The sequence below is a fragment of the Undibacterium sp. Rencai35W genome, assembly GCF_049340185.1.
In the GTDB taxonomy this organism is placed as follows: Bacteria; Pseudomonadota; Gammaproteobacteria; order Burkholderiales; family Burkholderiaceae_D; genus Undibacterium.
In genome coordinates this window covers 441,146-456,484 of the sequence record NZ_JBMPPC010000003.1, presented here as the reverse complement: position 1 = coordinate 456,484, position 15,339 = coordinate 441,146, and the positions used below count along the sequence as shown (strand labels likewise).

Annotated in this window: 11 protein-coding genes; 2 read left to right on the top strand and 9 right to left on the bottom strand. The window is 52.2% G+C overall.

Going from position 1 to position 15,339, the window contains the following annotated elements:
* Positions 1-9: 9 nt before the first annotated feature.
* The 7 genes from kdsA to metE all read right to left on the bottom strand — a co-directional run bounded on the left by kdsA (position 10) and on the right by metE (position 10,775).
* Complete coding sequence (gene kdsA / locus ACO0K3_RS09110) at positions 10-864, bottom strand: 3-deoxy-8-phosphooctulonate synthase (RefSeq protein WP_422958640.1); 855 nt, start codon at positions 862-864, stop codon at positions 10-12.
* Between the two features lie 10 nt (positions 865-874).
* On the bottom strand, positions 875-2,524 hold the full coding sequence (locus tag ACO0K3_RS09105) for a CTP synthase (protein ID WP_422958641.1): 1,650 nt from the start codon (positions 2,522-2,524) through the stop codon (positions 875-877).
* Between the two features lie 116 nt (positions 2,525-2,640).
* Complete coding sequence (locus ACO0K3_RS09100) at positions 2,641-3,585, bottom strand: lipid A deacylase LpxR family protein (protein WP_422983841.1); 945 nt, start codon at positions 3,583-3,585, stop codon at positions 2,641-2,643.
* A gap of 14 nt (positions 3,586-3,599) precedes the next feature.
* Positions 3,600-4,427, bottom strand: coding sequence for an alpha/beta fold hydrolase (locus ACO0K3_RS09095; protein WP_422983839.1), 828 nt, complete (start codon positions 4,425-4,427; stop codon positions 3,600-3,602).
* A gap of 103 nt (positions 4,428-4,530) precedes the next feature.
* Positions 4,531-7,095 (bottom strand): DNA internalization-related competence protein ComEC/Rec2, encoded by a 2,565-nt coding sequence (locus ACO0K3_RS09090; protein ID WP_422983837.1) that lies wholly within the window; start codon positions 7,093-7,095, stop codon positions 4,531-4,533.
* A 3-nt stretch (positions 7,096-7,098) separates the two neighbouring features.
* A complete protein-coding gene (locus tag ACO0K3_RS09085) occupies positions 7,099-7,905 on the bottom strand; it encodes a TatD family hydrolase (RefSeq protein WP_422983835.1) in 807 nt (268 codons plus the stop codon).
* Positions 7,906-8,477: 572 nt separating this feature from the next.
* A complete protein-coding gene (metE, locus tag ACO0K3_RS09080) occupies positions 8,478-10,775 on the bottom strand; it encodes a 5-methyltetrahydropteroyltriglutamate--homocysteine S-methyltransferase (RefSeq protein WP_422983833.1) in 2,298 nt (765 codons plus the stop codon).
* 111 nt (positions 10,776-10,886) lie between these two features.
* Between metE and ACO0K3_RS09075 the strand changes: the two genes are divergently transcribed.
* Positions 10,887-11,807, top strand: a complete 921-nt coding sequence (locus ACO0K3_RS09075) for a LysR substrate-binding domain-containing protein (RefSeq protein WP_422958647.1) — start codon at positions 10,887-10,889, stop codon at positions 11,805-11,807.
* Positions 11,808-11,889: 82 nt separating this feature from the next.
* Here the strand turns inward: ACO0K3_RS09075 and rraA are convergent, their stop codons facing one another.
* The gene (gene rraA / locus ACO0K3_RS09070; protein ID WP_422983831.1) at positions 11,890-12,384 is read right to left on the bottom strand and encodes a ribonuclease E activity regulator RraA; all 495 of its coding nucleotides are present in this window, start codon (positions 12,382-12,384) and stop codon (positions 11,890-11,892) included.
* Positions 12,385-12,678: 294 nt separating this feature from the next.
* Complete coding sequence (locus ACO0K3_RS09065) at positions 12,679-13,947, bottom strand: MFS transporter (protein ID WP_422983829.1); 1,269 nt, start codon at positions 13,945-13,947, stop codon at positions 12,679-12,681.
* 460 nt (positions 13,948-14,407) lie between these two features.
* On the opposite strand from ACO0K3_RS09065, the gene ACO0K3_RS09060 reads away from it, so the two are divergent.
* Positions 14,408-15,193: an AraC family transcriptional regulator gene (locus ACO0K3_RS09060; protein ID WP_422983827.1), complete on the top strand. Its 786-nt coding sequence runs from the start codon at positions 14,408-14,410 to the stop codon at positions 15,191-15,193.
* Positions 15,194-15,339 lie beyond the last annotated feature (146 nt).

Here is a 15,339-nt window from a genome sequence, read left to right as displayed (position 1 = left end):
ACTCAAAAATTACACGAAACTGGACTCAAGGAATCCATTCTTTTTGACCACGCGATCAAGTTCGATCAGCGTCGATAATAATTCCTTCATACGCCCTAGCGGCACGGCGTTCGGCCCATCTGACATTGCTTTTGCCGGATCAGGGTGAGTTTCCATGAACAAGCCGGAAATACCCACCGCGACTGCAGCACGCGCCAACACGGGAACAAACTCACGCTGACCACCGGATGTCGCACCCTGCCCGCCAGGCAACTGCACAGAGTGGGTAGCATCGAACACAACCGGGCAATTCGTCTCGCGCATGATCGCTAGGGAGCGCATATCGGAGACCAGATTGTTGTAGCCAAAAGAAGCACCGCGTTCACATGCCATGAAGTTATCTTCCGGCAGACCTGCTGCTTTTGCCGCAGCGCGTGCTTTAGCAATCACATGAACCATATCGTGCGGCGCCAGGAACTGGCCTTTTTTGATATTCACCGGCTTGCCCGAACGACCGCAAGCCTCAATAAAATCTGTTTGACGGCACAGAAAAGCTGGCGTTTGCAACACATCGACAACCGCGGCAACTGGCGTGATTTCATCAACTTCGTGGATGTCCGTCAGGACCGGTACATTCAATTGCTTTTTAACATCCGCCAGGATCTCCAGACCTTTTTCCATACCCAGACCGCGGAAAGAAGAACCTGAAGAACGATTGGCTTTATCGAAGGATGATTTGTAAATGAAAGGAATACCTAATGCAGCGGTCATTTCTTTCAAAGCACCTGCGGTGTCGAGCGCCATCTGATGCGATTCGATCACGCAAGGACCCGCAATCAGAAAAAAAGGATGATCCAAGCCGACGTCAAATCCACAAAGTTTCATGTTGTATTCCTTAAGCTTTTTTGTTCGCTAACTTATGCGCAATCGCTGCTTTGGCAAAGGAGATGAACAAAGGATGACCATCACGCGGTGTCGATTTGAACTCCGGGTGATATTGCACACCGAGATACCAAGGATGTGAATTAGCGCCTTCGCGCGGCAATTCCATGATTTCACACAAATCTTCTGTCGGTGTGCGTGCAGACACAATCAGACCCGCCTGCTCAACACGACCAAGATAATGATTATTTGCTTCATAACGATGACGGTGACGCTCGGTCACGACATTGCCGTAGATCTCAGCTGCGAGTGTCCCTGGTTTGATCGCGCAAGTCTGTGCGCCCAGACGCATAGTGCCGCCCAGATCAGAATTTTCGTCGCGGGTTTCAACTTTGCCGTCGTGATTTTGCCATTCGTTGATCAGCGCAACGACTGGTTGCTCTGTTTCCAGATCGAATTCAGTAGAGTTAGCTGCGGTCAGGCCCGCTTTATTGCGCGCATATTCAATCAAGGCAACCTGCATACCGAGGCAGATACCGAGGTAAGGGATTTTATTTTCGCGGGCAAAGCGCGCTGCAACGATCTTACCTTCGACACCACGCTTACCGAAGCCGCCTGGTACCAGAATCGCGTCGTATTTTTCCAGCGACTTGGTGCCGTGCGCTTCGATCTCTTCGGAATCGACGTACTCAATATTCACCCGGCTTTCGGTGTGAATGCCGGCGTGGCGCAATGCCTCGGTCAACGATTTATACGATTCAGTCAGATCAACATATTTGCCGACCATACCAATCGTGACTTCTTCTTTCGGATTTTCCAGTGCGTAAATGAGTTTGTCCCACATCGTCAGATCGGCAGGCTTTGGTGCCAGGCCGAGTTTGTCGCAGACGATGCGATCTAGTCCCTGATCATGCAACATTTGAGGAATTTTGTAGATCGTGTCAGCATCCCATACAGAGATCACGGCCTCTTCGGGCACGTTGGCGAACAAAGAAATCTTTGCGCGTTCATCGTCAGGGATAGGACGATCGGCACGGCACAACAAAGCATCCGGGAAAATACCGATTTCACGTAATTTTTGTACGCTGTGTTGTGTCGGCTTTGTTTTCAGTTCGCCCGCTGCTGCCACATAAGGAACCAGCGTCAGATGCACGAAAGCTGCCGCATTGCGACCAGCACGCAGGCTCAGCTGACGAGCGGCTTCCAGGAACGGCAGGGATTCAATATCGCCGACGGTACCGCCGATTTCAACCAGCGCCACATCGTAACCATTCGCACCGCGATGGATAAAATCCTGGATCTCGTTCGTGATATGAGGAATGACCTGAACAGTTTTGCCTAGGTATTCACCGCGACGTTCTTTACGGATCACAGATTCATAAATCTGACCGGTGGTGAAGTTATTCACTTTCTTCATTTTTGAAGAAATGAAACGCTCATAATGACCCAGATCCAGATCAGTTTCAGCGCCGTCATCGGTCACGAAAACTTCGCCGTGTTGAAATGGACTCATGGTACCCGGATCAACGTTGATATACGGATCGAGTTTGAGCATGGTGACTCTGAGACCGCGCGATTCAAGGATCGCAGCGAGTGAGGCAGCGGCGATGCCTTTGCCTAGGGAGGAAACGACGCCCCCGGTAACGAATACAAACTTAGTCATTGCAGAAGGTGCCAGACGGCACGAGCGGGAAATTCGAATTATACCTCAAACAGCGCCGCTCGCCAAAGCACTAGATAAAAATCGCGCCCGATTTCTCCGTTCATAATGATGAGAACTTACATCGCATAGACAAATTGCAACCGGGCAAAATTTTGTGCGCCTGTCCCGTTGGATAACTCTTTTATTTCATTACTGCGACGCAAAATAGAGGCGCTGGCGCCATAACTGCCAGCACGCCAGACATAGCCAAGCTCCAGCTCTCCCACACTGTGTTTAGGCGTGATGCCGGTGGCTTGATTATTGAAATAACCGCCTTGCAAAGTCGCGTTATAGCCAACCAATTTTGCTTCGCCCCGCAAAAAAGCATAACTGGCTGACTGCTGAGGCAAGGGATTCAAAGCTCCCAAACGCAAGGTCACATCCGTTGCCGCATCGGTGAAAATATTACCGAATCGTCCTTTCAATCGCGGCGTCAAATCAATCCCCGCTCCCGGCGACCAGCGCACCGGAGTCCAGTCACCTGACACAACAACACCCCACTCGTTACGCAACTGGGTACTCCAGCCTTGCGGCAAGGGCTGCTGGATCAGACGATGCAAATGCGTCTGCGACCATTCACCGCCCGCGCAAGGACCAAGACAACCAAGGTCAAAAGCAATCCGGCTGCCGGTACCGCTGAAATCCGCGAACTCACGATACAGGCCAGCAAACAACCAGCCCGCATAAGGGTGATCATTTTTCGCGATCTGAGCTGGCAGCAATTTGATGTCAGAAGACGTGTATAAATCTTGCCCTAACTGCCAGCCATAAGTGATGGATTGCTGTGCTGTACTAAGCACATAACTCGTCACAACGCGATTGCCGCTGGTATAAAAACCGTCGTCTTTTTTTAAAAGCAGACTATCGTTATCTATTGTCAGTTGCAGCGTAGTCACACCCTTGGAGCGCACATCCTGCCACTCTTCCCATGAAAGTCCGTCAGCATGCGAAAGCACGCTCACGGCCAGCAAACCTAGCCCCAGCATCCTTTGCACCTGCGGTATTGAAAAAATCTGTGTCATATTGATCTTCTCGCTTAATGATGTGACGTGGTTGAAATCAAAGACTGAATCATTGCATGCGTCGCCGCTGCGGCTTGTTCCGGCACCTCCATCGGCAACAAATGTCCCGCCAGGATTTGTACAAAATTGTTGCCCACTAACTGATGAGTCGCCTTCAGGCCCGCCTGACGACATTCGACGGACTCAGTACCACCGACAAAGCCGATAGGCACTTTAAGCCCTTTACGAGCCAGATAACCCAGCCCGTCCGGCAAAGTAGAATAAATCGCCGTCTCGACTTCACGGGTGAAACGCAGTGTCACGCCCTCGCCGTTCTCATTCGGTTGAATGCCTGCATTAATGTAATCACGCAGCACTTCAGGCGGCCAGATAGCGAACATTTCCTTGCTTGCGAAATGCTTGTAGGCTTCTTCGGCATCCTTCCATTGATTACGACGTTTTTCTGAAAATCTGGCAGGCGAAAATTTCTTATCCAGCCCGATCAATTTAAACAATCGCAGCATTGTCGCGCGCCACCCGCCAACCAGAGGCGAATCCAGCATCACCACACAGCGCACCAGGTCAGGCCTCGCTTTGGCCGCCATCATCGATAACATACCGCCCAGTGAATGACCCAGCAAAATAACCGGAGACTGATAGCGCGACTCTAAGGTATCAATCAACTCCTGTACCAAATGCGGCCAGCCATCGGTCACCGGGTACGCAGGGTTATGTCCATGCAGAGGTAATGCCTGCACATCATAATGAGTGCGCAAAAAATCGAAAAAAACGCGGTAGGTCCCGGCAGGAAAACTATTTGCATGAGCAAAATGAATGACAGGTTTAACAGATTCAGTGGACATAAGCAGTAGACATAAGCAGGATTCACAATCGGGAGAAATAATCAGGGGAGCATCATTAGCAAAACTGAGTGATGGATGGAGTAATGGCGTGATGGATTAATAATCAGCGGTGATACCAATAACGGGCATGTTCGCTACGGTAAGTGGAAAAGCGTAATTCTGTCCCGAATTGTAATGTGATTGCACCTGCCTCGTCTGTCCTTAGACGTTTTATTCCAAATTCACTGTAGCGATCAAAGACTTCCTGTTTAGGATGATGGTAACGATTTAGATAGCCGACCTGAAAAATAGCCAGACCAGGATGGACGGCTTTCAAAAATGCTGCCGTAGAGGATGTCCCGCTACCATGATGCGGTGCCAGCAGGACATCGGCTGATAACTTATCCGGTATCGTATGCAGCAACTCATCCTCCTGCACTGCCTCGATATCTCCCGGCAAGAGGATTGCATGGTGTTTCGTCGAAATTTTTAAGGTACAACTACGGGCGTTAGGTTTCCATTTCTGGCTTGCATAACTCGCCTCGCCTGGTTGCAACATCTCAAAATCGACGCCATCCCAAGACCAGGCCTGACCCGCGACGCAAGACCTGTGATGGCTGGCAGCGGCAACGATGGGACTGTCTTTGGCCAGCGAACTGCTCACCCAGCTGACCGGCATTTCCTTAAAAATACTTAGCGCGCCGCCAGAATGATCATTGTCATTATGCGAGATGACGACAGCATCGAGTTTGCTGATACCACGTGCTCGCAAATACGGCAAAATTACCCGACTGCCTCCATCGGATTCTGGTGAATATGCCGGTCCCGTGTCATACAACAAGCGATGATGTGCCGTCTCTATCAGCAAGGCCATCCCCTGTCCGACGTCCAGCGCTGTCACGTGCATCTGCTCATCATCAGGATGACTGGCCTGATGGCATAGTAAAGGCAGACAGCAAAACAGCCCCAGCCAGCGCAAAGGCCAGCCACGCGGCGCCAGCATCCAGAACACACCCAGCATCGCAATCGCTGCCATCCACCAGGGCGGCACGGGTGTTGCCCATACAGCCAGTGCCTGCTCGCTCAAATAGCCCAATATCGACGCCAGTAATGTGACACAAGCATGTGCGACCGTCAGAACCCAGCCTGCAAGCGGCAAAGGCAAAATACTGCCAATCAATGCCAGCGGCGTCACGATAAAACTCACGACCGGAATCGCAACCGCATTCGCGACAGGGCCGATTAAAGAGATCTGCCCGAACAGTAAGAGCGTCAGCGGAATCAGCCCTATCGTCACCACATATTGTGTATGGGTAGCGCTATGCCAGAGCTGCTTTAGTTGATTTAGTCGACTTAATTGCTTTAGCTGATCACGATGACTATCCACCCTCTCTGGCTGGCCACGTCCGACGGATGCGAACAGAATCATCCCGACCGCACCAAAAGACAACCAGAATCCTGGCCACAATACCGCCCAGGGATCCAGCACCACAACCAATCCCAAGGCCACGCACAAGATGTGCGAGATACTGGTTAAACGCCCTGTCCATAAGGCGAATGCGACGACGCTGAGCATATACAGTGTGCGTTGCGCCGGCACACCAAATCCCGTCAACGCGACATAGCACAAGGCCATCAGTGCACCGGCCAATACCGCAGCTTTTTGGGCTGGCAAGCGCAGTGGCAAGGGCTCATCCAGATAATCGAGCAAGAAAAATGAATGCCGCCACAACCAATACACCAGGCTCGCGAACAAACCGGCAACCATCGTGATATGTAAACCAGAGATTGAAAAGAGATGCCCCACCCCTGTTCGGTTAAAGACTTTCCAGTCGGACTGCCCCACCTCTCGTTGATCGCCAATAACCAGTGCCACGATGACACCGGCGTAAGTTGCCTGAGGAATTGCCGCATGTATTTTATCGCGCAACGCACCTCTGGCGCGCTCAATCAGATTGCCGACACTCCAGACAAACGGAGTCAGTCGTTGATTCGGTACGAGAGCCGGATTGGCTGAGCTAGTTGAGCTAGTTGAGCTGGCTGGCCGCACGGTGCCAGTAGCGCGTAAGCCCTGCTCAAGCAACCAGACTTCATAATCAAAGCCCTCAGGATTAGCGTTGCCATGAGGGCGCTTCAAGCGGACGGTGAAGCGCCAGCGTTCGCCGGGTTGTACATCTACCACCCGATCTGCCGCCTGATCACTGCTTTCATCGCCCATGTCCACATCGGCATTGACGCGATTCGGGGCATACCAGGACAGTGCCAGTTTCGATGGCAATGACGGCTTTTCACCGCCATCCGGCAATACCTGCTCGACAGAAAAATTAAACCGGACTCCTCGCTCAAAACGGAAAGGCAAACTATCAACCGTGCCGATCACGGTGACGTCACGCCCTTCCCAGCGGGACGGCAGCTCTTGTGCCAGATACCAATGAGCGAACAGACTTGCCCAGACAAATCCGAGGCTCGCCAATGAAAGTGAAGTCAGACAACGAAGTAAAAAATTTGCAGGGAAAGACAGAACTTGCGGCCCACTATCTGACGCTTCTTTTCGCGATATAAAGCGAACCAGCATCAAGATAAAGACGCTGCCGGATAACAGCATCACCAGAGGCCAATACGCCAGCAAGCTAGCCTGTTGCTGCACATAAGCGACACCAATCACAAAACTGATGATCGCCAGCCGCATATCTCAGACGGCACGCATTCGCGGCAATACCTCAAAGGCATTGGCACTGGTCTGCGCAGCCACTGCCTCGATAGACATTGCACGCAATTCAGCCAGTACCGCACCGATCTGCGGCAATTCTGCCGGACGATTAATCGCGGGGTGTAACCAGCTTGGCGCAATATCCGGCGCATCGGTTTCCAGCACAATCGCGCTCAACGGGAGCTGCGTCGCCAGTCGCCGGATCTGTAAGGCACGCGTATAAGTCATCGCACCGCCAAAGCCAAGCTTGAACCCTAAATTGATAAAAGTCTGCGCCTGCTGTTCGCTGCCATTGAACGCATGGGCAATCCCGCCAGGAACCTTAATGCGACGTAAATATTTGAGGATGGTGTCTTGCGACCGGCGCACATGCAGCAATACCGGCAAATTAAAATCACGCGCCAGCTTCAGTTGTTCGCTATAAAAAAATTCCTGCTTTTCCCGCAATGGTGACTGCGTCAATTGCGGGACAAAAAAGTCCAGACCAATTTCACCAATCGCCACAAAACGCCCCGCATTACCGGGCGCAGACATGAGTTGTTCAACCGCAGAACGCAGCATAAGCAAATCCTTTTCATGCGCGGTCGGAACATACATGGGATGAATGCCCAGCGCATAAAAACAGTCACTACGCTGTCTCGCCAGCTCGGCAACAACAGCGAAATTACTCGGATGTACTGCCGGAATAACAATGCCGGAGACCGCTTTCACAGACGCAGCCTGTGCGACCTCCAGCGAAGCACCCTGAAATTCGCTGGCATCTAAATGGCAATGGGTGTCTATCCACATCAGACTAAGACAGTCAATGTAATGAACTGGATGGCGGGAGAAATAGGCATGCAGGGATTATGCCCAGATGCGTTTTACCCAGTCAACTATGTCAGCAACGACTTACAAAACATCTTGCCCTGACAATTCCGTTCTTCCACCATTTTTATGCAGCATCCGCATGAAACATCGATTCCGCAAAAAGAGTTCCTGTGCTAGCCCCTGCGCAGCAAGGATCTCTATAGAATCGATATTACGTAAAGCCGCTTACTCCTGCCTTTTCTCTTTGCATTTGAGGTGAGAGATCTTGGCTTTTGCGTCAATCCTATCCATGTGATTTTTAATGTGAAGGCGTTTAGAAACTTCTGAGTTGAATCCGCTAATGTTCATGCGGCCTTCAGCCTGAAATATGGCTGAAAGCCGCGTCCACATTGCGGATTCGTTTCAATACCGACATCACATGAAGCCGCTTACTCTTGCCTTTCCTCTGTGTCTCCGTGTCTCCGTGTCTCCGTGTCTCTGTATCTCTGTATCTCTGTATCTCTGTGTGTCTGTAGTGAGAGGTCTTGGTTTTTGATTCAGTCCTACCGTACTCAGCAACAATCGAGATGTTCTTCATGCTCCTCGACCGAGGCGCGCAGTAGTCTGGCGGCCTGCACCATGTTCTCCAGAGCCGCAATGGTTTCTGGCCAGTCGCGAGTTTTCAGGCCGCAATCCGGGTTAACCCAGAGCCGCCGGTCTGGCAAGACGCTGCGGGCTTTTTGCAGCAGCCTTTGCATCTCGGTGACTTTGGCGACACGCGGCGAATGAATGTCATAGACGCCGGGGCCGATGTCATTCGGATACGCGAATTCGCCAAAGCCTTCCAGCAATTCCATATCGGAGCGTGAGGTCTCGATCGTGATGACATCGGCATCCATCGCTGCGATCCAAGGCAAGATGTCATTGAATTCCGAATAGCACATGTGGGTATGAATTTGCGTATCGTCAGCGACGCCCGATGCGCTGATCTTAAATGCCCGCACGGCCCAGTCGAGATACGCTGGCCAATCGGCACTGCGTAAAGGCAAACCCTCGCGGAAAGCCGGTTCGTCAATCTGTATCATGCCGATACCGGTTTTCTCCAGATCGGTCACTTCGTCGCGCAGAGCCAGAGCGATTTGCAGCGCAGTCGTTGCGCGCGGCTGATCGTCGCGTACAAATGACCATTGCAACATCGTGACTGGCCCCGTCAGCATGCCCTTCATCGGCTTGTCCGTCAGGCTTTGCGCGTAGATGCTCCAGGCGACGGTCATAGCCTCGGGACGATATACGTCACCGTAAATAAATGGCGGCTTGACGCAGCGCGAGCCATAGCTTTGTACCCAGCCGTTTTGGGTAAAACCGTAACCCCAGAGTTGTTCGCCAAAATACTCAACCATGTCATTGCGCTCGGGCTCGCCATGCACCAGTACGTCGATGCCAAGTTGCTCCTGCTTTTCTACTACCAGACGAATTTCGGCACGCATTGCCTCCAGATAATCGAGATGATTCAGGTCGCCACGTTTATAGCTGGCACGCGCCTGACGAATCGCTTTGGTCTGTGGAAAAGATCCTATCGTGGTCGTCGGGAACAGCGGCAACTGAAAACGTGCCTGCTGCTTACCGATACGCTCATTGAAAACGCTCTTGCGCTCCGCATCGGCAGCCGTGGTTGCGGCCAGTCGCTGCTGCACCAGAGGATTATGAATACGGGTCGAGCTGGCACGCGTGTGGCGGGCGATTTGGGCTGCATTAAAGTGAGGTAACACCGATGCTGCCTCACCGTTTAAGGCTTGTTTCAGCGCTTGAATTTCATCCAGCTTTTGTGTGGCGAATGCCAGCCAGCTTTTTAATTCGGCGTCGAGACCCGTTTCGGTTGCCAGATCGACTGGCACATGCAATAAGGAGCAACTTGACGCGATCCATAACTGATCGCCCAATGCCTGCTGCACAGGCTGTAACTGCTTCAGTAAGGCGGACAGATCAGCGCGCCAGATATTACGTCCATCAATCACACCCGCAGACAGTACGCGGCCTTGCGGCCAGTTTGCCAGCAGAGGCGCCAGTTGCTGCGGTGCTCTGGCCAGATCCAGATGCACACCGGCTACCGGTAAGCGATGCACGATATCGGCATGATCGCCGATGGATTCAAAATAGCTGGTCAGCAGCAGTTTAGGCGCGTGTTTTTCCAGCGCGACGTAGGCTACTTGTAGTGCATTTTGCCATTGCGTATCCAGATCAAGCGACAGAATTGGTTCATCAATCTGCACCCACTCAACACCTGCCGCCTTGACTCTGGCGAGGAGTCGCTGATACGCGGGAACAATTTTATGCAACAGATCGAGCTTATGAGACAGGCCGTTTTTAATCTTACCCAGATAGAGCAAAGTGACCGGACCAATCAGTGTCACCTTAGCGTTGAGCCCCAAGGCCTGCGCTTGCGCCAGCTCATCGAATAACCAGTCGACACCGCCATCAAACTGCGTATCGGCGGTCCATTCCGGCACGAGGTAGTGATAATTCGTATCAAACCATTTCGTCATTTCCATCGCGACCTGAGCGCTGTTGCCACGCGCTGCGCAAAAATAATCGCTCAGGCTAAGTTCATGCGCATCAAAGCCAAAACGGGTCGGCAGCGCACCCAGCAATGCCAGTGTCGTCAGCACCTGATCGTACCAGGCAAAATCACCGACACTGACCAGATCCAGCCCCGCCTGCTTTTGCACCGCCCAGTGGCGGGCGCGCAGATCGCCACCGATATCACGCAATGCGTCCTCAGACAATTCATTACGCCAGAATGCCTCTTGGGCAAATTTCAATTCGCGTTGCGCGCCGATGCGCGGAAACCCCAAAATATGTGCTGATGCCATGACAACTCCTTTTAATCTTTTAAGTGTTGCCATGATGGTTGAGTGTCGACTATGATTCAAACGATAAATTTTAAGAATCAACTTGAATTTTACTAATAATCAGCGTCTCCTATGCAATCGATCCTCGAAGTCCGACATCTAAAAACCCTGCATGCCCTGCGCGAAGCCGGCAATTTGCTGCGTGCTGCAACCCTGCTGAATGTCACGCAATCAGCGTTGTCGCACCAGATCAAACTGTTGGAAGAACATCATGGAAGCGCCTTGTTTGAGCGTAAATCGACCCCGATACGCTTTACCCCGGCAGGTGAAAGACTGCTGCAACTCGCTGATGCCGTGCTGCCGCAGATCGCCAATACCGAACGCGATCTGGCGCGGCTGGCGCAAGGTGTCGCCGGACAATTGCGGATTGCGGTCGAGTGCCACACCTGTTTTGACTGGCTGATGCCAGCGATGGATGTGTTTCGCAATCGCTGGCCCGAGGTCGAGCTGGATATTGTGTCCGGCTTTCAAGCGGATCCGGTCGGCTTGCTGTACAACGGTCGCGCCGATGTCGCAATCGTGTCCGAAATCGATCATGACGAGAGCATCAGTTATCAGCCGCTGTTCCGTTTCGAGATTGTCGCCCTGCTCGCCAAGGACCATGCGCTGGCCAGCCGCGATTATCTGGTAGCGCAGGATTTTGCCAGTGATACCTTGATCACGTATCCAGTGCCGGACGACATGCTGGACATCGTACGTCAAGTGCTGAAACCCGCCGGTGTCGATACCACCCGCCGCACCACCGAGCTTACCGTCGCCATGCTGCAACTGGTCGCCAGCAAACGCGGCATCGCCACGCTGCCCGTGTGGGCGGCGCAAAATTATGTGAACCGGGATTATGTCTTGCCGAAGCGGATTACTGCCGATGGCTTGACAGGCAAACTATATGCCGCCTGTCTACCGGAGCTGGCAGACAAGGCGTATCTGACGGATTTTGTAAAGACGATACGGGAAAGCAGTTATTTGAATTTGCAAAGCGTAGAGCTGATTTAGGATCTGATCGTACAATGCCTCGTCAACCTAAATCGACGGGAGCAGACCGGACCGAACTCAATTCAACGCAACTCAATTCAACTTAGCTCAAGGCCAGCGGCGACACAATGACACCATCGGCGTCAGCATAAATCCAGTCCCCCGGATTGACCGTGATACCGGCAAAGTGCAGACGGACATTCTCTTGTCCTGTATTCCGTTTAGCACTTTTGACAGGAAAAGCAGCGAGTGCCCTGACACCGATGTTGCAGGCGTTGATCTCATCGACATCGCGGATACAACCGTTCACGACGATACCCGCCCAGCCGTTTTGCTCAGCGAGCTTGGCGAGATTACCACCGACCAGCGCACAGCGAAAACTGCCGCCGCCATCAATCACCAGTACATTGCCATTGCCAGGCGTCTCCAGCTGATTGCGTACCAAGACGTTTTCTTCAAACAGCTTCAACGTAACGGCACGGCCAGCGAATTGCGCGTGACGACCAAATTTCATAAAAATCGGCGGAAAAACTTGCAACTCACCGCTGGCAATTTGATCTTCATGGGCATCGCAGATATCGCAGGTTGACAGGCTCATGGCGTTCTTTCAGAATGTGTTTAAAAAAAGGAAATAGCGATACTCCCCCATCAATTGCATAAAATAGGGCTTTATCCGCAGGCTTTATAAGCGCGATAAAAATATACTAATGAGGAGTATATAAATCATCAGCATCAATGTCATTGCACAGACTATTCTAACCAGCCAGTTGTTTTTATCCAAGCGCCAGCCATCTTCTGCGGTGCCAAGCCAGTATGAAACTGAGGCAAGGTACATCCTGAGTGAACCTGAATGTTTCACACTCATCCGATGATGCCGCCCGCAAAGAAGCCTTTACACCGCCAGCGCTCTGGCTTTGGTATTCGCTCCCACATTCACCGCCGTCAAAATCGCCATCACCTGAAACACGCCGATGCAGATAAAAATCCAGCCAGGATGATGAGCATCCATGACCGCGCCAAACAGCAAAGGCGAACAGGCAAGCCCGGTATCGAGTCCCGAATACACAACGCCATACACCCGCCCCGTGGCGTTCTTCGGTGCTGCGGCACGGATCAGCAGATCGCGGGACGGTCCGGCGATGCCAGAACCAAATCCAATCGCCGCCATCAGCACCACCGCCAAGGCGGCATTCACCCAGCCTGTCGCCAATAACAGCGCAAAACAGCCCGCTACCGAAAACGCAATCGTAATAGTGCGGTCATGCTGGGTCGTTTTCGCCGCGATAAAACCGCCCCACAACATCCCCGCCGCCGATGCCAGCATATAACCGGTGTAGGCCGTCGTCGCCCAGCCCAGCGACATGCCATACACTTCACGCAAACTGACAGAAGCGAAGCTCTGTATTCCGCCAAGTGCCATCGCCGTCATAAAGAAAAAAGCAAAACACATCCAGACAGCGGGCAAGCGCATGAAGTCCATCGTTCCCTCATTTTTATTGATGGCGCCAGCCGGATTCACTGTGCCTGCCGAAGTAGCGGCACGGTTAGTCTGCGCGACCTCATCCGTCCGTAAGGCATCGCGGTAAATGAACAGAATAACCAGCACGATCAAGGGCAGCAAGGCCGCCGCCAGCAAGGCGTTCCGCCATCCAGCGATACCCGCAATACTGATCAGAAATACCGGTGCTGTCGCCCATCCCAGATTGCCGGTAATGCCATGGACGGAAAATGCATAACCGAGCCGCGCAGTCGATACCCGCTTATTCAGCAAGGTGTAATCGGAAGGATGAAATACGCTATTACCCAAGCCCGCCAGCATCGATCCCGCCAGCAGCATCGGATAATTTTGCGCCATCGATAATGCCAGCGCAGAAACACCAAGACAGCTCACCCCAAAGAACAACACGGCTCGCGCACCAAGTTTATCCACCACAAAACCGGATAAAGCCTGACCGACACCGGACACAATGAAAAACACCGTCATCAACAGCCCCAGCTCGGCATAGGACAAGCTAAACGCCTCTTTAATCCAGGGAAATAAAGGGGCCAGTATTAAATGAAAAAAATGCGAGATGCTGTGCGCCAGTCCGACCAGACCGATCACCAGAGCGTCTTGTCTCACGTTATTTGCAGGCGTTGCCGCCGTCATCGTTGTTGTCATTGTGTAGACCTGCTGTGTTGATAAAGGAAATGAATCAGGACTTACGCAAAAACTAAGACATCTCACCACAGAAATAGTGAGCCCCGAGAGGTGCAGAGAACAACCGGACACAGAGCCACCCGCAGGCTGGATGCGGCTTCCAAAGGATTTTCGTGCCAACAGGCGCACTCCGCTTGCGGATTCGTTTGAGGATTTTCTAAAAACTCCTTCATCAATATTTGATGAGGCCTGTTTCCCCCACCTTTTCTCAGTGTCTCAGTGTCTCAGTGTCTCAGTGTCTCAGTGTCTCAGTGTCTCAGTGTCTCGGTGTCTCTGTGGTGAGAGGTCTTAGTTTTTGCGTCAGTCCTGAAAGTAAATAAAATACATAAATACATAAATACGCTTAACACACAAAGTGTAAGCAAAATTACGTCGTCTGATTTAAGATAAAAAGACAATCTTTATCGCAAAATGGACAAGCATGCGCACATCACCTCTGACCAACACAAAAGCACCCCCTGCCAGGCTATTTCCCAGCACCGAGCGCCCGGTGCGGGTCGTCGCGCGGGATCTTGAGGCCGATGAACTCTTACGCGCCCATCAGCATCCCTGGGGACAGGTAACCTATGCGATCGATGGGGTAATGCAGGTATTCGCCAAAGACAGTACCTGGTTTGTGCCGCCATTGCGGGCGATCTGGATACCGGCCAATGTCGAGCACGAGGTACGGACTCTGGAAAAAGCACGTCTGCGGGCAATCTATGTCCATCAGGATGCCGTACCGATCAATGGCGAACAGTGTGTCGTGCTCGAAGTCTCGGCACTGATGCGGGAACTCGTAATGAGTCTGAGCGAGCATGATCAGGCCGGTCCGCGTGAAGACCACCTGGTTGCCGTCTTACTCGATGAATTGCGTCTGGCAAAAAGCTTGCCGATGAATGTCGTCATGCCACGCGACAAGCGACTGAAAAGCCTGTGCCTGGCACTGATAGCCGATCCGGCATCGGCTCTGACACTAGACGATTTTGCAAAGGAGGTTGGCGCCTCTGCACGGACACTGGCACGTTTGTTTGAACAAGATCTGGGGATGAGTTTTGGCACCTGGCGTCAGCAAATGCGGCTGGCGCGAGCAGCGCCTTTAATCTCTGGCGGCTTGCCCTTATCCAGGGTTGCAGCGGAGCTGGGTTATACCAGCCAGTCGGCGTTTTCTGCCATGTTCAAAAAAACCTTTGGCAAATCACCTTCGGCTTTTTTTAAAAAGAGCTAGGCCAGTTGATAATTGAATATGGAAATGCGCAAAAACTAAGACCTCTCAACACAGAGATACCGAGGCACAGAGAAAAGGCTCCATCAAATATCGATGAAAGAATTTTTAGAAACTCCTCAAACGAATCCGCAAGCTGGGTGCGGTTG